General features: G+C 44.6%; 21 protein-coding genes. 13 read left to right on the top strand and 8 right to left on the bottom strand.

Going from position 1 to position 20,422, the window contains the following annotated elements; genetic code table 11:
• Positions 1-76: 76 nt before the first annotated feature.
• The 4 genes from GGE08_RS08445 (at position 77) to folD (ending at position 4,711) form a co-directional block, all read left to right on the top strand.
• Entirely contained in the window at positions 77-1,843 is a 1,767-nt protein-coding gene (locus GGE08_RS08445; protein ID WP_179384452.1) for a hypothetical protein, read from the top strand.
• A 47-nt stretch (positions 1,844-1,890) separates the two neighbouring features.
• Positions 1,891-2,367, top strand: coding sequence for a hypothetical protein (locus tag GGE08_RS08440; protein WP_218847514.1), 477 nt, complete (start codon positions 1,891-1,893; stop codon positions 2,365-2,367).
• Positions 2,368-2,472: 105 nt separating this feature from the next.
• A complete protein-coding gene (gene ffh, locus GGE08_RS08435) occupies positions 2,473-3,801 on the top strand; it encodes a signal recognition particle protein (protein ID WP_179384451.1) in 1,329 nt (442 codons plus the stop codon).
• 34 nt (positions 3,802-3,835) lie between these two features.
• Positions 3,836-4,711 (top strand): bifunctional methylenetetrahydrofolate dehydrogenase/methenyltetrahydrofolate cyclohydrolase FolD, encoded by an 876-nt coding sequence (folD, locus tag GGE08_RS08430; protein ID WP_179384450.1) that lies wholly within the window; start codon positions 3,836-3,838, stop codon positions 4,709-4,711.
• A gap of 3 nt (positions 4,712-4,714) precedes the next feature.
• On the opposite strand, the gene GGE08_RS08425 is transcribed toward folD, so the two are convergent.
• The gene (locus GGE08_RS08425; protein WP_179384449.1) at positions 4,715-4,876 is read right to left on the bottom strand and encodes a hypothetical protein; all 162 of its coding nucleotides are present in this window, start codon (positions 4,874-4,876) and stop codon (positions 4,715-4,717) included.
• Between the two features lie 120 nt (positions 4,877-4,996).
• Between GGE08_RS08425 and GGE08_RS08420 the strand changes: the two genes are divergently transcribed.
• Complete coding sequence (locus GGE08_RS08420; RefSeq protein ID WP_179384448.1) at positions 4,997-5,623, top strand: DUF2306 domain-containing protein; 627 nt, start codon at positions 4,997-4,999, stop codon at positions 5,621-5,623.
• 1 nt (position 5,624) lies between these two features.
• Here the strand turns inward: GGE08_RS08420 and GGE08_RS08415 are convergent, their stop codons facing one another.
• The 4 genes from GGE08_RS08415 to GGE08_RS08400 are packed head-to-tail and all read right to left on the bottom strand — an operon-like array spanning position 5,625 to position 9,003.
• Positions 5,625-6,047 (bottom strand): VOC family protein, encoded by a 423-nt coding sequence (locus tag GGE08_RS08415; RefSeq protein ID WP_179384447.1) that lies wholly within the window; start codon positions 6,045-6,047, stop codon positions 5,625-5,627.
• A 34-nt stretch (positions 6,048-6,081) separates the two neighbouring features.
• Entirely contained in the window at positions 6,082-6,921 is an 840-nt protein-coding gene (locus GGE08_RS08410) for an alpha/beta fold hydrolase (RefSeq protein WP_179384446.1), read from the bottom strand.
• 16 nt (positions 6,922-6,937) lie between these two features.
• Positions 6,938-7,486, bottom strand: coding sequence for a hypothetical protein (locus GGE08_RS08405; RefSeq protein WP_179384445.1), 549 nt, complete (start codon positions 7,484-7,486; stop codon positions 6,938-6,940).
• 8 nt (positions 7,487-7,494) lie between these two features.
• Positions 7,495-9,003 carry a helicase HerA-like domain-containing protein gene (locus tag GGE08_RS08400; RefSeq protein ID WP_179384444.1) on the bottom strand — a complete coding sequence of 503 codons (1,509 nt, stop codon included), beginning with the start codon at positions 9,001-9,003 and terminating at the stop codon, positions 7,495-7,497.
• A gap of 56 nt (positions 9,004-9,059) precedes the next feature.
• Here GGE08_RS08400 and GGE08_RS08395 point away from each other — a divergent pair, with 56 nt between their 5' ends.
• The 3 genes from GGE08_RS08395 (at position 9,060) to GGE08_RS08385 (ending at position 12,813) form a co-directional block, all read left to right on the top strand.
• Entirely contained in the window at positions 9,060-9,512 is a 453-nt protein-coding gene (locus GGE08_RS08395) for a RidA family protein (RefSeq protein ID WP_179384443.1), read from the top strand.
• A gap of 98 nt (positions 9,513-9,610) precedes the next feature.
• The gene (locus GGE08_RS08390) at positions 9,611-12,133 is read left to right on the top strand and encodes a T9SS type B sorting domain-containing protein (RefSeq protein ID WP_179384442.1); all 2,523 of its coding nucleotides are present in this window, start codon (positions 9,611-9,613) and stop codon (positions 12,131-12,133) included.
• 47 nt (positions 12,134-12,180) lie between these two features.
• On the top strand, positions 12,181-12,813 hold the full coding sequence (locus GGE08_RS08385; RefSeq protein WP_179384441.1) for a 7-carboxy-7-deazaguanine synthase QueE: 633 nt from the start codon (positions 12,181-12,183) through the stop codon (positions 12,811-12,813).
• A gap of 12 nt (positions 12,814-12,825) precedes the next feature.
• Here GGE08_RS08385 and GGE08_RS08380 read toward each other — a convergent pair whose 3' ends face one another.
• Together GGE08_RS08380 and GGE08_RS08375 are read right to left on the bottom strand one after the other, a co-directional pair.
• Entirely contained in the window at positions 12,826-13,647 is an 822-nt protein-coding gene (locus GGE08_RS08380; protein WP_179384440.1) for a hypothetical protein, read from the bottom strand.
• A 41-nt stretch (positions 13,648-13,688) separates the two neighbouring features.
• Positions 13,689-14,399 (bottom strand): bifunctional 2-polyprenyl-6-hydroxyphenol methylase/3-demethylubiquinol 3-O-methyltransferase UbiG, encoded by a 711-nt coding sequence (locus GGE08_RS08375; protein WP_179384439.1) that lies wholly within the window; start codon positions 14,397-14,399, stop codon positions 13,689-13,691.
• A gap of 71 nt (positions 14,400-14,470) precedes the next feature.
• On the opposite strand from GGE08_RS08375, the gene GGE08_RS08370 reads away from it, so the two are divergent.
• Both GGE08_RS08370 and GGE08_RS08365 read left to right on the top strand, forming a co-directional pair.
• Positions 14,471-14,965 (top strand): YkgJ family cysteine cluster protein, encoded by a 495-nt coding sequence (locus GGE08_RS08370; RefSeq protein WP_179384438.1) that lies wholly within the window; start codon positions 14,471-14,473, stop codon positions 14,963-14,965.
• Positions 14,966-14,986: 21 nt separating this feature from the next.
• Entirely contained in the window at positions 14,987-15,817 is an 831-nt protein-coding gene (locus GGE08_RS08365) for a sterol desaturase family protein (protein ID WP_179384437.1), read from the top strand.
• On the opposite strand, the gene GGE08_RS08360 is transcribed toward GGE08_RS08365, so the two are convergent.
• A complete protein-coding gene (locus tag GGE08_RS08360) occupies positions 15,814-17,037 on the bottom strand; it encodes an exo-beta-N-acetylmuramidase NamZ domain-containing protein (RefSeq protein WP_179384436.1) in 1,224 nt (407 codons plus the stop codon). The two genes, GGE08_RS08365 and GGE08_RS08360, sit on opposite strands and share 4 nt — an antisense overlap.
• 3 nt (positions 17,038-17,040) lie before the next feature.
• Between GGE08_RS08360 and GGE08_RS08355 the strand changes: the two genes are divergently transcribed.
• The 3 genes from GGE08_RS08355 to GGE08_RS08345 all read left to right on the top strand — a co-directional run bounded on the left by GGE08_RS08355 (position 17,041) and on the right by GGE08_RS08345 (position 20,420).
• Positions 17,041-18,282 carry an ABC transporter permease gene (locus GGE08_RS08355; RefSeq protein WP_179384435.1) on the top strand — a complete coding sequence of 414 codons (1,242 nt, stop codon included), beginning with the start codon at positions 17,041-17,043 and terminating at the stop codon, positions 18,280-18,282.
• 63 nt (positions 18,283-18,345) lie between these two features.
• Positions 18,346-19,644: a M20/M25/M40 family metallo-hydrolase gene (locus GGE08_RS08350; RefSeq protein WP_179384434.1), complete on the top strand. Its 1,299-nt coding sequence runs from the start codon at positions 18,346-18,348 to the stop codon at positions 19,642-19,644.
• Positions 19,644-20,420 carry an aldose 1-epimerase gene (locus GGE08_RS08345; RefSeq protein ID WP_179384433.1) on the top strand — a complete coding sequence of 259 codons (777 nt, stop codon included), beginning with the start codon at positions 19,644-19,646 and terminating at the stop codon, positions 20,418-20,420. Before GGE08_RS08350 ends, GGE08_RS08345 begins: the two co-directional genes overlap by 1 nt.
• Positions 20,421-20,422 lie beyond the last annotated feature (2 nt).

The raw sequence follows: 20,422 nt of genomic DNA, 5'->3' as shown, positions 1-20,422 counted from the left end.
AAATTTAAGGAAAAAGTAGGGTTTTTTGGAAGAGGGTTGTTTTAAGGTTGAATTATAACCCCAAAATTCATTCGTTATGAAAAAGTTGACAAACAACTTGTTGCGTACATTACTTGCAATCCTTGTTCTTGGTTTTACGGCTTGCCAAGAAGAATATGAAGAAGTAGGCGGAGGGACACAAAGCGAGACCATTTCCGCCAGCTCCACTACCGCTGATTTGATTCAGAAGACCTCTTCCAACGACGGTTCTTATGACAACATTGTGGATGGTGCCAGCTGCTTCGCTGTACAATTTCCATATACCGTAAATGTGAACGGAGTGGAAATAACCATCGATTCTAGGGAAGATTTGGATTTGATAGAAGAAATCTTTGATGAATTGGACGACGACGATGATATTCTTGATATCTTCTTTCCCATTACCATCACCCTTTCCGATTTCAGTGAAATTACCATAGAAAATCAAGATCAATTGGAGCAGTATGCCCGTGAGTGTCTTGAAGGAGGTGACGATGACGATATTGAATGTATCGATTTTGTATACCCCATTACACTCTTCACCTTTGGTGTGGACAATCAACAGTCAGGTCAAGTGAACATTGAGAGCGATCGCGATATGAAGCGATTCTTTGACGAACTGGATGATGATGATTTGATCAGCATCGAATTTCCCATTACCCTTATTAAGTTTGACGGCACCCAAGTGGTTATCGAAAATAACGCAGCCTTGGCCGCAGCCCTTGAAATGGCTAAAAACCAGTGTGATGAGGACGATGACGATGATTATAACGACGACGACTTTACAGAATCCGAGTTGGACGAACTGCTACTGGAATGCCCATTGCAGGTGAGGCAGGTCATCCGAAACAGTGTGGACAATACAGAACAGTATATTGAGCGTCTGTTGACCTTCTCCGCAGATGGTACAGTTTACTTCACCACCTTTACCGCAGATGAAATCATGGGAACATGGAGCACTAGTAGCACCGAGAATGGTGTGATGCTGAGCCTTGACTTTGAAGATTTCCCAGATTTCACCATCGACGCTATTGTGTACGAATTGGATGATGACAGAATCAAACTTTATCAAGACGATGGGAACAAGATCATATTGAAAGAGAGATGTGATTTGGAGGATTCCAATCCAATCGACAGGGAGGCTTTTATAGCTCTGCTCAACGAATGTAAATGGATTATTAAGGATGTGGAGAACCAAGGTGAGGAAATAGAAAGACTCTTGGGATACGAATTTGAATTTGCCGCTGGTGGCGCTGTAACCTTGAGCAACGGGGTAGATACCAAACAAGGTACCTGGGAAACTGGTTTGAACAGTCAGTTGCAACTTTCCCTAATGATTACCATTGGAGACGAACCCGGAGTTAGCTTTGAATGGCCCATTCGTAAAATGCTACAGTCCCGATTGGAGTTTGAAATCGATGATACTGACCACGAAATGGTATTGTTGAAAGAGTGTAACGATAGTGCTGACGATGGCGATGTGGTCGAAATCAGAGGAATTGCCTTGGACGGACCATGGAATGTGGCCCTCTACAAAGAAGGCAGTACCGATATGACGGCTTCTTTCGCTGGAATGGACTTTAATTTTGGTGAAATGCACCAAGTTGAGGTCTCCATCAACGCCGATCCACAGGCCACAGGTCTATGGAGAGTTTTACGAGACTCCGAAGAAGGACTAAAGTTCTTTATCAACTTTGACACCATGGACGACCTATCGGAATTGACAGACGACTGGAAGGTAGTTTCCATAACTTCCACCCGTATCGAGCTAACGGATGAGAGTGGCGATGGAACTATTGATACCCTGGTATTCGAAAAACCATAAACCCGGCATAAAACGAGAACACTAAATTTTTATTCAATCACTTTTATATGAAAACCTCAATTTTAAAACTGACAACGGTTCTATTGTTCATGATTTTTGTGAGCTGCGAAAACAACAACGTTGATGATGTCCTTGATAACATATCGGCAGCCCAGGTCACTGAACTTACAGGAATAGCCGCAAGTGGGTCATGGACCATTACCTATTATTTCGATGATAAGGATGAGACGGACCATTTTAATGGCTATGCTTTTACCTTTAATACCGATGGCACCCTAGTGGCCACTAATGGTACAACTGATATCAATGGTACGTGGTCCATTTCGGACTCCGACGATGATGGGGATGATGACAGTCCAGATGATAGTGATGTGGATTTCAATATTGCTTTTAGTGCCCCGGCCGATTTTGCCGATTTGACGGACGATTGGGATATTGTCAAATACTCTGCTGTGAGAATCGAATTGATCGATGAAAGTGGAGGAAACGGCGGAACCGACAAATTGGTTTTCGAAAAGAATTAAATATTTTTCCCCAATCTTTTTTCAAAAGAAGGACGGCTCTCCCCAAAGCCGTCCTTTTTCTATTGGATTATTCTTAAATTTGTCCCTCTTTAAAACAAAGAACTTATGTTCGATAATTTAAGCGAAAAGTTAGATAAGGCATTACACGTCCTCAAAGGTCACGGACAAATTACCGAAATCAATGTGGCAGAGACCCTTAAGGAAGTTCGACGAGCTTTGCTGGATGCCGATGTCAATTTTAAGATAGCCAAGGAATTTACCAATACGGTCAAAGAGAAGGCACTGGGACAAAATGTACTGTCTTCCCTTCAACCGGGCCAGCTTATGGTCAAATTGGTGAAGGATGAGCTTACCGAATTGATGGGTGGCGAAGCCGAGGGAATAGACCTTTCCGGTAACCCATCCGTAATCCTAATGTCAGGTTTGCAGGGTTCGGGTAAGACCACTTTTTCCGGTAAACTTGCCAACTACCTCAAGAATAAGAAAACCAAGAAACCGCTTTTGGTGGCCTGTGATGTGTACCGTCCCGCTGCGATAGACCAGTTGCATGTGGTTGGGGAGCAGATAGGAGTGGAGGTCTACTCCGATCGCGACAACAACGACCCCGTGGCCATTGCCAAGGCAGGTATCGCCCATGCCAAAACCAAGGGTTGCAATGTGGTAATCATCGATACCGCTGGTCGATTGGCCGTGGACGAACAGATGATGACCGAGATATCCAACATCCACAAGGCCATACAACCACAGGAAACCCTGTTCGTGGTGGACTCCATGACAGGTCAGGATGCCGTTAACACGGCCAAGGCCTTTAACGATGTCCTGAATTTTGATGGAGTCATCCTTACCAAATTGGACGGTGATACCCGTGGTGGAGCCGCTATTTCCATCAAATCCGTGGTGGACAAACCCATCAAATTTATCGGTACGGGTGAAAAAATGGAGGCCATCGATGTGTTCCATCCCTCGCGTATGGCCGACCGTATCCTCGGAATGGGCGATGTGGTTTCCCTGGTGGAGCGTGCCCAAGAACAGTTCGATGAAGAACAAGCGCGCAAAATCCAGAAGAAAATCGCCAAAAATAAGTTCGGTTTTGATGATTTCCTGAGCCAAATTCAGCAAATCAAAAAAATGGGGAACATGAAAGATTTGATGGGCATGATTCCCGGAGCGGGAAAAGCCCTGAAAGGATTGGATATTGATGATGACGCATTCAAACATATCGAGGCCATTATCCATTCCATGACCCCAGAGGAACGCTCAACCCCCGCCATGCTTAATGCCAGCCGTAAAAAACGAATAGCCACAGGTAGCGGAACCTCCATTCAAGAAGTAAACCAATTGCTCAAACAGTTCAACCAAATGAGCAAGATGATGAAGATGATGCAAGGCGGCGGAGGCAAGAAGATGATGCAGATGATGCAAAACATGAGATAACCCTTTTTAGCATTACAAACCAACAAAGCAACCCATGGAAATCCTCGACGGAAAGAAAATATCAAACCAAATCAAAGAAGAAATCACCGTTGAGGTGGCCCAAATGAAGGAGCGGGGCGAAAAAGTACCCCATTTGGCCGCAGTGCTGGTGGGTAACGATGGTGCGAGCCTCACTTATGTGGGCAGTAAGGTGCGTTCCTGTAAAAAAATAGGGTTTGAGTCCACCCTAATCCATCTTCCAGAAGAAACCACAGAAGAAGAGTTGCTAAAGCAAGTGAACCAATTGAACAATGACCCTGCAATCGATGGGTATATTGTCCAATTGCCCCTGCCCAAACATATTGATGAAGAAAAAGTGTTGATGGCCGTAGACCCTAATAAGGATGTGGATGGATTTCACCCAACGAATTTTGGAAAAATGGCCTTGGATATGGAAACCTTCATTTCGGCAACCCCGTTCGGAATCATGGAGTTGTTGAAGCGCTATAAGGTGGATACCGAAGGTAAGCATACCGTAGTTATCGGGAGAAGCCATATTGTGGGACGGCCCATTAGTATTTTGATGAGCCAAAAAGGAAATCCAGGGAATTCAACGGTGACACTTGCCCATAGCAGGACAAAAAACCTTAAAGAGTTGACACTTCAGGCTGATATTGTTATCTCTGCCCTAGGAGTTCCCAAGTTTTTAAAAGCGGATATGGTCAAGGAAGGGGTAACCATCATAGACGTTGGAATTACCCGTGTGCCGGATGATACCAAAGAAAAAGGATACTACATCACTGGTGACGTGGATTACGAAGAAGTGAGCAAAAAGGCGTCCTACATCACACCCGTGCCCGGCGGAGTAGGCCCTATGACCATTGCCATGTTGCTCAAGAACACCTTGCTCGCACGAGAGCGTCACTCATAAGGTTTAGTTTACCTTTTCCTGTTCCACTTCAGTTTTTAAAGGCGTTGTTTGTTGCTCCTCTTCGGGATTGATGTACTCGAATTCGGTGTCACCCTCGTCATTGGTGCAGCTCGATACGGCCATGGCCGAAAAAATAAGGGTGACCAAAAGTAAAATTGTCTTCATACGGATAAGATTTGGGTTCGACTTTATGTTCTAATCGATACACTTATAACGAATTAGGATCAAAATTCTTGTTTTTGTGTTCAAAATATCGATAACTTACTTCGTGCTAAAAAGCGAAGTATGGCCCAAACTACAAGAAATAAGGTAGCATGGATTGTTTTTATTTTTCTGGCCATCGGGATTGGCCTGTATCCATTGGTATACATTTTTGCTTCCGATGATTTTGGTCTGTTGCTGAACAAATCGGATGCAATAAGGGCTAGTTCGGTTTGGAAAGTGGCCTTTTACGGACATATCAGTTTTGGTGGAATAGCCCTGCTGATGGGATGGTCCCAGTTCATTAAAAAATTACGCTCCAAACGGCTGCAACTCCATCGAAACCTTGGAAAGGTCTATGTGGTCACGGCCATCCTGAGCGGTTTGTGTGGACTCTATTTAGGTTTTTATGCCACAGGTGGTTGGGTGTCCTCCGTCGGCTTTTGTAGCCTTGCCCTGATTTGGCTCTTTACCACAACCCGTGCCTACATCGCCATCAAAAACAAGGATTTGGCGCTGCACCAAGGTATGATGATTTATAGCTACGCAGCCTGTTTCGCTGCCGTAACATTGCGTATTTGGTTGCCCATCCTCATCGTGATTTTTGGGGAATTCTTAGTAGCCTACAAGATCGTTGCTTGGCTTTGCTGGGTGCCCAATATGATTTTTGCCTTTTTGTGGGTCCGCAGAAAGGGATTGAATTTGGCCTAGATCATTTGGCAAACAATTGCCCCATATCCTTGAATGCCTTAAACTCCAGTGCATTTCCCGCAGGGTCTAGAAAGAACATCGTAGCTTGCTCTCCGGGTTCCCCTTTGAACCGAATGTAGGGCTCAATTACAAAATCGATGCCCTTCGCGATCAATTCTTTGGAAAAGGATTGGAAGGTATCCCACGGCAACACTACGCCGTAGTGCGGCACCGGTACGTTTTTGCCATCAACAGGGTTGGTATGGGTGTCTTCTTCTGATTTGGGCTTGTAGTGAATGACAAATTGATGGCCAAAAAAGTTAAAATCTACCCATTGTTCCGCACTTCTGCCTTCTTCACAACCGAGAACATCCCGATAAAAAGTTCGGCATTCTTGAAGATTATGTACTGGAACGGCAACATGAAAGGGGGTTATGTTTTGCATGGTCTATTTTTTTCTGAAAATTAGGACAAGTTTATCAAGCTTCCAAAAATGATACAATTTGATCGTTTACATCGTCTTGGTGCATGGAATGACCGAGACCTTCGGTACTTATCAATTGGCTCTCTTGCCAATTTTTGTTGACTGCAACCGATGCGTGGTAGGGCGTAATCTTGTCGTACCTGTCATGGAACAGCAACCCTTTCTTGCTAAGGGAACGTGCAAATTGAGAAGTGGAAAACTCATCAATTTTAAAACCAAAACGTTGTTGCACATACGCATCCAAGTGTTTCATCACCCGATTGTTGAACTTTAATAGGTCTTGAAAATGGGCCATGATCTCATGGAATTCGGACGGAGAACCAATGGTGACCAATTTTTCTACTTGATCGCTCGGGTTTTTATATTGGTTGTAAACAATCGTCATCCCGCCCACAGAGTGTCCGATAAGATGTTTCGGCTGGTATTTTTTAACCATATGATTGAGTGCCTCTTCGTACAACGGAACATAGAGATGTTTCCCTGAGGAATAGCCATGCGACGGTGCATCGAAAGCAATAATGTTAAAATCCGCTTCCTTTAGTTTTTTGATGAGGTTGCGCCACCGGAAGGTGTTGCTTTCCCAACCATGGACCAATAAAACCGTTTCCTTGTTCCCCGGCCAGTGGTAGGATTGGATGTTGTGTCCAGCTACTTTCTCAACAGAAAGTTTATGGTTGTCCAAATAAGCTGCCTGTTCAGGTGATATCCGCCCCTTCCGTACGGTACAAAAAACATGGAAAGCGGCTTCTGCGCCCTTTTTTGGCGCAACAAGCGTATAGGCGTTAAGATATTGCCCATAAACCAAGGGAATCGCTTTGTTCAGTAGTTTTTTCATTAAAACAATTTGGGGGCTACTCCCAGCCCAACATCAAATATTTGATTTTGGCTTCATCGGGAATCTGCACGGCTTCAATGGATGCCGTAGAAAAACGTAAACTTTCGGGCAGTTCCTCTTTGTCGATGGTAAAGTAAAGGTTGCTTCCCTTCGGGAAAACCACAACGCTATTTAGGGTGGTTACGATTTTTTTGATTTCGTAGGAATCCTGAATATCCTTAAAAGTGCTTTTCAGTCCGATTCCTTTTTCGGAAGTGTAGCGCGGATCCATGATCCTAACATTTTCGACGGTAGGAATACTGTCGGAATTTGCGGTAAGGGTCAACAAATGTTTACCACCTTTTTCAAAAATATCAACTTTTTTTGGTGAAGCCCCCAAATTGATTTGGGCGGCATCTCCCACAACGGAATCTTGTACAAAAATGGTTTCGAGTTCACTCACTTTGGAGGTATTGGTCAAGGGACCAACACTGGTTTCGGTAATCAGGAATGTGGTATCCTTTTGGCACGATTGCATTATGGCCAAACCACAGATGAGGGCAAAGGCCCAATTTCTCTTTTTCATATAATTAGCTATCGGATCACTTTTTTTAGAACGCCCAGAACTCCACGTATAAATGTGGCACTGGTCAAGACTTTCACAACCGGGTTCATACGGGTACTGCGCCTACTCGAAGAGCTTCGGGTTGTTCTTTTTTCTTCTTTTTCTTTCTCGGCCTCTTTTTCGGCCCTTTCAATTTTTTCCGTCAGGATTTCGTAAGCACTTTCGCGGTCGATTTCCTCGTTGTATTTTTTGATGAGCTTGGAATTGTCCAGCACCTCTTTAATTTCATTATCCGTCAAAATATCCATACGGCTCATGGGCGCACGCATCATCGTGGCGGCCAATGGTGTGGGTCGGCCTTTTTCGTCCAGGGCGGAAACCAATGCTTCTCCAGTACCTAGAGAGGTAAGTACTTCGGCGGTATCGTAAAATTCCGTGATGGGATAATTTTGGGCCGTTAGTTTGATGGCTTTTCGGTCCTTTGCCGTAAAAGCCCTCAGTGCATGTTGGATTTTGAGTCCCAATTGAGCCAACACATCGTCCGGCACATCGGTGGGATTTTGGGTCACAAAATAAAGCCCGATTCCTTTGGAACGTATCAGTTTTACGATGCTTTCAATCTGATCGAGCAGCGCTTTGCTGGCATTGTCAAAAATCAAATGGGCCTCATCAATGAACAATACCAACTCGGGGCGTTCGCTGTCGCCCTGCTCCGGGAAGGTGGAGTATATCTCTGCTAAAAGACTTAGCATAAAGGTGGAAAATAGTTTGGGTCGGTCTTGAATATCGGTCAAACGGATAATATTGATGTACCCTCTGCCATTTTCATCAATGCGCACCAAATCGTCCACATCAAAGGACTTCTCCCCAAAAAAAAGGTCGGCACCCTGTTGTTCCAATTCAATGATTTTCCTTAAAATAGTTCCTGTGGAGCTTGTGGAAATGCGACCGTATGCTTTTTGAAACTCATCCTTGCCTTCTCCCGTGGCGTACTGTAGCACTTTTTTGAAGTCCTTAAGATCTAAAAGCGGCAGCTTGTTATCGTCACAATATTTGAATACCACGGCAACAATACCTTCTTGGGTAACGCTTAGGTCGAGAATCCGCGAAAGCAGTACAGGTCCAAATTCAGAGACGGTGGCCCGTAAGCGGACACCATTTTGCTCGGAGAGCGATAAAATTTCAACAGGAAACCCCTTGGCTTCGAACGGGAGTCCAATTTTTGCATGGCGTTCATCGATTTTGGGGTGTCCGGGACTTGGTTGGGCTATACCACTAAGATCACCTTTAAGGTCCATTAGCAGTACGGGAATTCCTTTGTCAGACAGATTTTCGGCCAATACCTGCAAGGTCTTGGTCTTTCCTGTACCCGTAGCCCCTGCAATAAGTCCGTGGCGATTCATGGTTTTGAGCGGAATCTTGACAAATGCGTTGGTCATGGTTTCCCCATCGAGCATTCCGGCGCCCACGATGATAAAATCACCTTTGGTGGCGTACCCTTGGTCAATATGTTCGATGAACTGTTCTTTGTTGCCCATGCTGTTCAATTTCCGATAAAAATAGGGTAATTTTAAGCAAAACTAAAAACTGGATTATGAAACCTTTTCGATATGTTATTTTGATTTTTCTGTTGGGAGGCTCTATCTCAACCGCTTGTGCACAAGAAGATACTGAACTGATTTTTCACCCATCACACGAGCCCAAAAAACAAAATGCTCCTTTTAGCGATGTGGTGCAGGCAGGAAACCTGTATTTTTTGGCCGGACAAATAGGTATGGACCACAGCACACGTACTTTGGTTTCCGGAGGGATTCAGGCGGAGACCCAACAGGCAATTCAAAATATTTCGGAGGTTTTGACCCAGCATGGTATGACCTTGGACAACGTGGTAAAATGCACGGTCATTTTGGCGAATATCGAGGATTTTTCGGCCTTCAATGAAATTTATACCCAATACTTTACCCGAAAACCGGCCCGGACCACCTTTGCCGCAAAGGACATTGCTGCCAATGGGCAAATCGAAATTGATGTGATTGCCGTAAAATAGGCAGTTAATCGATATATCGAGGATATTGTGGCAAAGGGCTTTAAAAATTGGGTCTGATCCATAGATGTGAGTATCTTCATGGATTCAGAAATTAAAGCATGCCAGAACGCTATTTTTTAAAACATTTCTGTGCGGAAACAGTAAGAAGACTTTCTCTTTTTATCTGTTTCTTTTGTTGTATCCCATATTTCATTTATTCCCAGAGCAATGTGGCCCCGGAGGTAAACGCCACCGGAGACCAAATGTATTGCCCCCTCACTTCTATTCCCGTTGCTACAACATTTACGATTACCGACCCCGACGATACGGAAATAGACGCTTTTTACATTCAGATATCAACAGGCTATGAACGGGGATTGGATACCTTGCGTTTGGAAAACAGCCACCCCAATGTTGCGGTAAGTTGGAATAGCCAAGAAGGAAAGCTAACGCTTACTGGGTCTTCAGGAGGTGCAGTTGCCTATGTTGATTTAATTGCCGCGGTAAATGACGTTGTGTTCGAGAGCAGTTCCACATCGCCAACCGAAGAGAAGTTCTTTTCATTTACCATAGGTAGTGCCAACTATTTGCCCGAAACGGGGCATTATTATGAATACATTGAAGCTTTTGGGATACGATGGGATGATGCTAGGGCAGCGGCAGAAAATAGGAGCTTTTTTGGATTGCAAGGCTATTTGGCCACTATTACCTCCGATGCAGAGGCCCAACTTACGGGAGAGCAGGCGTCGGGGACAGGTTGGATTGGCGGAACGGACAGTGTGATTGAAGGGGTTTGGAGGTGGGCCACCGGTCCCGAGGCAGGAACTGTTTTTTGGAACGGAGATGCTAATGGCACTTCTCCAAATTTTGCCTTTTGGAACACCAATGAACCCAATAACCTTAATGACGAGGATTACGCCCATATCACCGCTCCGGGAGTTGGAATCACGGGGTCGTGGAACGATTTGTCCATAACCGGAGACCCTACCGGCGATTACCAACCTAAGGGATATATAGTGGAATATGGTGGGATGCCCGGAGATCCTGTGTTGACACTTTCTGCAAGTACCAAAATAACTACGCCAAAAATCTTCACTACCAACCCAGCGGTTATTTGCGGTGCCGGAACCATAACGCTGAGCGCGGAATCCACATTGGGAGAGGTGGTTTGGTTTGATGAACCAACAGGTAGTGTCCCTATAGCTACTGGCACTAATTTTACTACTGATGTAACCGCCAGCACCACGTTTTATGCTATGGCTTCCTACAATGGATGCCTGAACGGTGAACGAATTCCCGTTGATGCCCAGGTGCAAATTAAACCACAGGTGAACAGTGATTTTACGGTGGCCAATTGCAGTTCAGGACAAGATGTGTTTTTCAATCTGCCACAATATAACAGCTTGATAATCGCGAATCCCGATAATTACACCATAACATTCCATCTTTCGGAAAACGATGCAGAAAATAACATCAACCCTTTGGATGACGAAATGTTTAGTATTTCCACTGCTGATGAGGTGTTTTTTCGGGTGGAGGGGACAGGCGATTTCTGTTATTCGGTCGGAAGGATGTTTTTGGAGGAAAGCACTACCTCTTTGCATGCAAATTACGTATTTGAACAAGAAAAATGTGATGAAGGAGCAATGGACGGTATCGCTTCCTTTGACTTGCAAGAGGCTAGCAATGCCATTCTTTCGGAGTTTCCCACAAATCAAAATCTGTCCGTCTCGTTTTATGTCAGTGAGGGTGATGCTTACCTCAGCAGGAATGCGATTTCTCAAAGTGATAATTATACCAATGCCACACCTTTTGCCGAAACACTCTTTGTAAGGGTAGAGGACAGCACCTCGGGGACTTGCTTTGGTGTAGGTCCAAACGTATTGCTCAGTGTCAATCCCATTCCGTCCTTTTCTGTGGAGGACGACTATATCTATTGTACCGGAGAGAGCGTATTGGTGGAACCATTTGCTGCCAACGGCGATCATACGTATGAGTGGTTCAATGAAGCAGGTCAGGTGGTCGGAACAACAGTGAGGATACGTATTTCACAACAAGGAATGTATAGTGTTAAGGCTACCTCGGAATCAGGTTGTGTGGGAGAGCGGCAATCGTTTCAGGTGACCGAATCTGGACCTCCTGCCTTGTCGCCTCAGTTTATTCAAGTTGAGGATGACGGCGAAACGGGAACCATAATTGTGAATCATCGGGAAGGACAATTGGGTATTGGGGAATATGTTTTTGCCTTGGATGACCCTAACAATGTGCAGCAGGAAGGTGTTTTCACCAATGTAACCCCCGGGCTCCATACCTTGTATGCCATGGATTTGAACGGTTGTGGCATGGATGAAATCAGCATTGGTGTTATTGGTGTCTCCAAATTCCTGACCCCAAATAATGATGGCATCAACGATACGGTGACAATTTTAGGGGTCACCACAGCATTTTATGAGCAAGGCACTTTTTATGTGTTTGATCGTTATGGTCGATTGCTCGCCCAAACCAACCCTTTAGTGGCTGGCTGGAACGGCTTTTTTGATGGCCAACCAATGCCTCCATCCGATTATTGGTATGCCTTGGAACTTAGGGATGTAAATGGCAAGGTGCATCTTAAAAAGGGACACTTTACCTTGAAGCAATAATTGCCAAGTTTCACGATCATACAATTTCTTCGTAGTATCTTTGTGCCATGGTTGAAGAAAACGTGATGGATTTGGTAGAAAAGGGTCTCATGCTGCCTTTGATGGAAGAGTTTTATACCATTCAGGGGGAAGGCTTCCACAAGGGAGCAGCCGCTTATTTTATAAGGGTAGGGGGCTGTGATGTAGGATGCCATTGGTGCGACGTAAAAGAAAGTTGGAACGCCGAAACCCATCCGCCAACGCAAATTGATAGCATTGTGGCCAATGCCGAAAAGTATTCCAATACCATAGTGATTACCGGCGGGGAACCGCTCACTTGGGATATGGGACCGCTAACAGAAGGATTGAAGGCCAAGAACATGAACATCCATATCGAAACCTCTGGTGCTTATCCGTTGACCGGGGTTTGGGATTGGATTTGCCTGTCCCCAAAAAAGAACAAATTACCCGTGGGCGACATCCACAAAAAAGCCCATGAACTCAAGGTAATCGTTTACAACAAGCACGATTTTATCTTTGCCGAAGAACAAGCTGCACAAGTGAGTGAGGATTGCATCCTGTATCTACAGCCCGAATGGAGCGTGCGGGACAAAATTATGCCGCTTATTGTGGATTATGTCATGAAACACCCTAAATGGAAAGTTTCCTTGCAGACCCACAAATACTTGAACATCCCTTAAAAAAGTACAAGATTAACGCCCTCCGTATTTCTGAAGGTCCAAAATGCATTCAGCATCCAAGTTGGGAATGGTAGCCAGTCCTTTGGACGCATTGCTTTCCATTTGCTTCAATAAAGAAGAACCAAATTCCAGTTCGGAACGCATCAAACAGCCATCAACATTACAATGGTTATTGCCTTCTTCCACACCTTCCTCATTAACGGTGGTCTCTTCGTGGTCGTTCACCGACTGTGTGGAAAGGTTCACCAAGCCGAACAAATGCCCGAATTCATGTATCAAAGTCGCTGTTTCCACATCTTCGGTGCTGACAGCTGTACTGCTATTGGCAATCTCTTGGATGGTGGATTCATAAATGACCATGGAGGTGTTCCGGTACACCGCACCAAGGGTCACTAGATTGTTTTCTTCGTCATCGGTTTCGGCAGGTGCATCGGCAAAATAAATGTGTACGGTAATGGTAGACCCGCTGTTGTATTCGTCCCTATTCTCCCTTTCCAGTTCTACCACCTCTTCCAGGGTCAGGCTTTGTTCATTGGGAGAAGCTAATGCGGTATATATAAATTCAATATCTTCCTTAAAGGTGTGATGCCTTAAAAATTCTTCAAAATTGGCTATAGCCTCTGCGGTTGGGGCGAAACCGTTTACGTAATCAATTTCTATCAAAAGTTTATCGTAAACGTCGTTGGAAAGTAAGTCCCTGGCCGAAGCACCTGTAGATAAAAGGTTTCCTGCCCTAAGATTGGCGTTGGAATCCGTGGATGTCGGGGTCGAATCCTTGGAGCAACCCATAAGTAACCCAAGGCCAAACAAAGTGTATAGCGCAATTTTTTTCATAGCAATCAGTATAAACAAAAAACGTTCCTTGCCGGAATCTATTATGTTTTTAAGGTCAGCTTTGCTAAATAGTCGAAATGCTCGCCAGAAATTACAAGCTCGCAATTGAAACCATTTGACTCGCAGGCGTTTTGCAAGGTATCAAAATCTACGTAAACCCAATCAAAAGGTTCACTTTTTTGCCCCTTATATTCCATTTCAAATTGGACTTCACCATAATACGTCCCGTCATTGGGAATCCAATAGCCACCATCCTCATCTTGTTCAAACATGTAAATGATATCGCTGGAGTCCAGTAATATCTGACCATTAGGCTGCAATAATGAGGCCAAATGCTGAAAAAAACCACTCAAATTTTTGAGTTGGCCCGCCAATCCAATACCGTTCATCAGTAAAAGGAGGGTGTCATATCTTTCTTCGGAATAATCCAAAATAGGACTGCATATGGTTGATTCTACCCCACGTGCTTGGCAGACTTCGATACAGCCTTTGGAACTATCCAAAGCAGTTACCTCCAATCCTTTGTTCTGTAGGAAGAGTGAATGACTTCCTGCACCGGCCCCTACATCCAACACTTTTCCGCGCGCCAATTGCAACGCTTTTTGCTCAATTTGGGGCATTTCACTAAATGTTCGGAACATATAGGGCAAAGGGATGACGTCCTCCTCATCCAAAGAGGAGTAGGTTTTGATATCCTCGGTGTATTGCCCTTTTTGATAATCCTGCAATGCCTTTCCAAAAATGTCGGCCATATGGGGATTGTTTTTGCAAAGGTGTGACTTTAATTGGAGAGAAAGGTTTAAAATGGATAAGTTTGTGCATTATGGATGAACAACTCCGGGAATTGCCTCAAAAAGCTAGGGAAAAGCATTCCGAGAATAAAAAATTCTTTGCCAAGTTAAAAAAACGCCCTCCCAAGGATTTGGACTACACTATGCAACAACTGCATAATGCCGAATTCGAGCGAACGGACTGTCTTTCTTGTGCCAATTGTTGCAAGACCACAGGTCCCTTGTTCACCAACGCGGATATTGAACGCATTGCCAAGCATTTTAGGATGAAGCCTTCTCAATTTATCGATGCCTTTTTACGAGTCGATGAGGAGAATGACTACGTGCTTCAGTCTGTGCCCTGTACATTTTTGGGCGAGGACAATTACTGTTCCATTTATGATGTTCGCCCCAAGGCTTGCCGAGAGTTTCCGCATACGGATAGAAAAAAGTTCCAACAAATCTCCAATCTCACCTTAAAGAATGTAGCAATCTGCCCAGCTGCCTTTAACATTGTGGAGGAAATGAAAAAGGCTATAAAATTTTGACGATTTATTATATTTGGGAATATGGAGCAGCTTATTTCATATTTCGAGACCATTCCTTCCTGGCACCGTAGTTTGATCTTGGTGGGAGGAATAACTTTTTTCTGGATTTTGGAAGGAATTGTACCCTTGTTCAACGTGCCCTATAAAAAATGGAGGCATTCGGTTCCCAATTTCTTTTTTACAATGACCACGATTATCGTGAACTTTCCGCTGGCTTTCTTGCTGCTCAAGTCATCCGATTGGGCTGTTGCCAACGATTTTGGTATTATCAATTGGCTGCCGGAGATGCCGCTTTGGCTTTATGTGGTATTAGGGGTCATGTTTTTGGATTTGATAGGGGCTTACACGGCACATTGGGTAGAGCACAAGGTAAAACCTTTGTGGATGGTACATTTAGTGCACCATTCCGACCATAATGTGGATACCACAACGGCCAACCGCCACCATCCATTGGAAAGTTTGATTCGGTATTTCTTTACCTTAGTTGGAGTACTCGTGGTTGGTGCGCCTATTGGCATCATCATGCTGTACCAGAGTTTGTCGGTGGTGTTTTCACAATTCAATCATGCCAATATTAGTTTGCCGAGAAAGGTGGACAACGCGCTAAGTTGGATTATCGTGAGCCCGGACATGCACAAAGTGCATCACCATTATCAATTGCCCTATACCGATTCCAATTATGGGAATATTTTTTCGATTTGGGACCGATTGTTCGGTACCTATATGTCCATGGACCCCAAAAATATCGTTTATGGAGTCGACACGTTTCCTGATGAAAAAGAGAACAGCAGCATCAAAGGGCTGCTAAAACAACCTTTCCATAAGTATAGAAGGCCTACAACGGAGGGTTAGTCATAAATCAAATACTTCTCCCGGGTTTTCTTGAAGCTAGCCAAATCATCCTGCCAAGTGGCCTTTATTTCATCATTGGTCATGCCCTGCTCAATCTGTTGTTGTAAGAGCGGTGTTCCAGCGTGTTTGGTAAATCCGTCCGTTAAAAAGAATTTGGATTTGTCCAAGGTATTCTTGTAAGCGTCAATGATCCATTCCATGGAAACTTCGCTCATACGTGGCACATGGGACAAATCACGCCCATAGCAAGTTTTTCCTTCCTCTTTGGGGTATTTGGACCCAAAGTTGGGTTCGGGGACATAGCTAAATTCATACTTGGTGCTGTCCATAAACGAAGCGCCATAACGTTGGAACTGAAATTCAGTGCCGCGCCCAGCGTTTACATTGGTACCCTCGAACAGCCCCAAACTCGGATATAAGTTGATGGACGTATCATTGGATAAATTGGGAGAAGGTCGTATGGGTAGCTGATACTCGGATTGATGGGTGTAGTTCTCCAACGGAATCACGGTCAAATCTGCTTTCCTGCTATTCTCCAACCAACCTTCGCCGTTGAGCATTTGGGCATATTCGCCCATGGTCATCCCATATACCAATGGAATGGGGTTCATGCCCAAATAGCTGGTATGTTCCTTTAGCATCGTGGGGCCGTCCACATAATGCCCGTTGGGATTGGGTCGGTCCAAAAGGATGATGGGTTTATTGTTTTCGGAGCAGGCCTCCATTACCAACTGCAAAGTGGCAATGTAAGTGTAAAATCGAACCCCTACGTCCTGAATATCAAAAACAATAATATCCAGATTGCTTAATTGCTCCCCCGAAGGTTTTCGGTTTTTGCCATAAAGCGAAATAATGGGAAGCCCGGTCTGGGTGTCCACACCATCTTTCACATGCTCTCCCGCATCGGCCGTACCTCGAAATCCGTGTTCTGGAGCAAAGACTTTTTTCACTTGAATCCCAGAGGTGAGCAAGGAGTCCACCAAATGGGTGTATCCTTTTTTATGGAAGACAACAGTGGTCGGATTGGCCACCACGCCTACGTTTTTCCCTTGTAAGTGGGGTAGGTAAGCTGCTGTCCTATTGGCGGCAATGATAATCGGTGCTGGTGCATCTGTTTCGAATAGTGGGGTGGTCTCGGCATCTTTTTGTTGTCCCTTGCAAGCGGAAAACACCAAAAACAACAATAAAACTGTACTTTTGAACTTAGATAAAATGGGCATTCGTTGAATTTAGAATTGTTTATAGCCAAACGCCTGGTGACAGGGAAGGAACATAAAATTAGTATTTCCGCCCCGATAATAAAAATTGCCATCGCCGCAATCGCCATCGGTGTGGTAATGATGCTTATTGCCATTGCCACTGGTGTTGGCCTCAAGAACAAAATTCGCGAAAAAGTTGCTGCCTTCAACGGCCATATCCAAATTTCCAATTTCGATAACAATAATTCCGAAGTCTCCCTGACCCCGATTTCCATCAACCAAGATTTCTATCCTGAATTTAAAAATGTGGAAGGGGTGAGGCATGTGCAGGCAGTGGCCACCAAAGGTGGAATCATCCGAACTGCAGATACGTTTGAGGGCATGCTGGCCAAAGGAGTGGGTACCGATTACGATTGGAGCACTTTTGAGGAATATTTGGTGGACGGTAGGTTGCCCGATTATAGCGGTAAGTTGAATGAGGAAGTACTTATATCCAGTTTAATGGCCAATAGGCTGAGGTTGAAGGTGGGCGATAGCTTTTTTTCCTTTTTTCTAAGGGATGGCGATGCCTCCAAACCCCCAAACAACCGTAGGTTCGAAATCGTGGGCATCTATGATAGCGGTTTTGAGGAATTTGATGAAACCTATGTGTTTGTGGATATCCGTCACATCCAATTGATGAACCGATGGGAGGACAATCAAATTGGAAACTTTGAGGTGTTTATTGATGATTTTGACCAGTTGGAGGAAAAAAGCAATGAGATCTATGGAAAAACGGTATCCGTTTTGGATACACAGAATATCAAAAACAAGTATTTCCGCATTTTTGAATGGATAGGCCTTTTTGATTTCAATATTGCCCTGATTATTGGGATTATGATTATTGTAGGCGGCATCAACATGATTACCGCCCTGCTGGTCCTGATTTTGGAACGTACCCAAATGATAGGAATCCTTAAGGCTCTGGGATCTGCGAACTGGAGCATCCGAAAGGTGTTTTTGTACAACGCTGCCTATTTGATTGCCATTGGGCTATTTTGGGGCAACCTGATTGGGTTGGGCGTCATCTTTCTGCAGGATAAGTACCGCATGTTCAAATTCCCAAACCCGGAAGAATACTATATCGATTACATCCCTGTGCACATGGATTTGTTCACGATCTTACTCTTGAATTTGGGAGTGATGTTGCTCTGCTTGTTGATGTTGTTGGTGCCCTCTTACATCATCACTAAAATAACTCCGGTAAAAGCCATTCAATTTGAGTAGGGTTAGTAAGGAATCATGATTTATCATTCTAAATTGATACCTTGTAGCATAAAATAACCAACCATGATTTTCAAATATTACATGACTTTAATAGCTGTATTGCTTACAGCTTCCATTTCAGCTCAAAAACTTTCCAGAACCGAAAAAAAGATTGTTTCCACCATCGAAAAGAACAATGCCGATGCCATAGATTTCTTGGAACAGGTGGTCAATATCAATAGTGGTACCCTTAATGCCAAAGGGGTTAAGGAAGTGGGAATGGTGTTTAAGGATGCCTTTGATAATATTGGATTTGAGACCAAATGGATAGAGATGCCCGCAGAAATGAACCGTGCAGGTCATCTTTTTGCCGAAACCAGAGGGACCAAGGGTAAAAAGTTATTGCTGATCGGTCACTTGGATACCGTTTTTGAAGAGGACAGTCCATTCCAGACCTTTGAAATGGTAAACGATAGCGTTGCCCATGCCCCGGGCGGAAATGACATGAAGGGCGGGGATGTCATCGTGCTGTATGCCCTCAAGGCACTTTCGGACAACGGCTTGTTGGATGATGCACAGATCATTGTCGCGTTTACCGGGGATGAGGAAAGTACGGGTAAACCCTTGTCGATAAGTAGAAAAGACTTGATCGATGCCGCCAAGCGAAGCGATATTGCGTTGGGCTTTGAAACATCAACAGGGTTCAACTATGCAACCGTGGCCCGAAGAGGCGCTTCGGGCTGGGCGGTGGAAGTGGAAGGAAAACGGGCCCATTCCTCGGGTGTGTTCAGCGAGCGTACCGGTGCTGGTGCCATTTTTGAAATGTCCCGAATCCTACATCAATTTTATACCGATGTAAAAGGGGAAGATTTGCTGACCTTCAATCCTGGCGTTTTGCTTGGAGGCACCTTTGTCAATTTTGATGAAAAGACCAGCAAGGGCGATGCCTTTGGAAAAACCAATGTTGTGGCCCAAAAAGCAGTGGTAAAGGGAGGACTTCGATTTATATCGGAGGAACAAAAAGAACGGGCAAGGGCCAAAATGAGGGAGATCGTGGCCAATAATTTACCACAGACCTCGGCCACCATCAGTTTTACGGATAGCTACCCTGCCATGCAGCCCACGGAAGGAAACCTTGCCCTATTGGGTACTTTGAACCAGGTGAGTTTAGATTTAAATCAAGGTGAGGTCTTGGCTTATGATCCCGGAAGACGCGGGGCGGCAGACGTATCTTTTGTAGCTGAATATGTAGATGGTTTGGACGGATTGGGAACCATGGGCTCCGGTGCACATACGCCGCAGGAGACCGTTAACCTGAATACCATCGAGGCTTTGACCAAACGCACGGCCATCTTAATTTATCGATTGATCAACACTAACTAATGGTAATACTACAAAACAAAAACGCCACCGTAAAGATTGACGCGGGCGAACTCGTGGGCTATCAAGTGGATGGACATGAATTTATCCACCAAAAGGGAAGCCCGGGATGGAGCAGCGCCGATACTGAAATGTTTCCTATTATCGGCCCGGTCAACGAGGCTGGTTTTCGTGTAAAAACCCCTAAAGGAGAGGCCGTGCAAGACCAGCATGGGCACTTGCGCCAAATGGAATATCAGCTGACGGAACAAACAGAAACCGCTGCCGCTTTTGTGAAGCAATACCATTCGGGCACTGAGGTACACAATTCCAAGTTTCCCGAAAAATCTACGGAAGAAGCCCTTACCTGGCCTTATGACTTTCGGTTTGAGAAAACTTTTTTGTTGACCGATTCCAGTCTGGAAATCAATTTTAAAATTACCGGTGAAGAGGGAATGCCGTTTATGCTCGGGTACCATCCTGCCTTTAAACTCCATACGGAATCTCCTGTTATTTTGGCCAATGGCAAAAGGATTTCACTGGATGAAGTTTTAGCCGTGGGGAGTAGGGCACTTCAAATTTCAGATTGTACCTCCGTTACCTTAAACGATAAAAAGGAAATCACCATCGAAACCGGAGGTTTTGGCAACTTTATGTGTTGGACGGAAGTAAGAAACATGGTCTGTATCGAACCGATTTCATTTTACCCGTATGCCGTAAAACAATCGGATTTGCACCAAGGCTTCGAAAAGCTAAAGAATACGGCCGAATTTAAAGTCGTTTTAAAGCCAAGAGTATAAAC

The organism is Allomuricauda sp. ARW1Y1 (genome assembly GCF_013407935.1).
GTDB lineage: Bacteria > Bacteroidota > Bacteroidia > Flavobacteriales > Flavobacteriaceae > Flagellimonas.
Note: the sequence above shows the minus strand (reverse complement) of the source record. Positions and strands in the feature narration are given on the sequence as shown.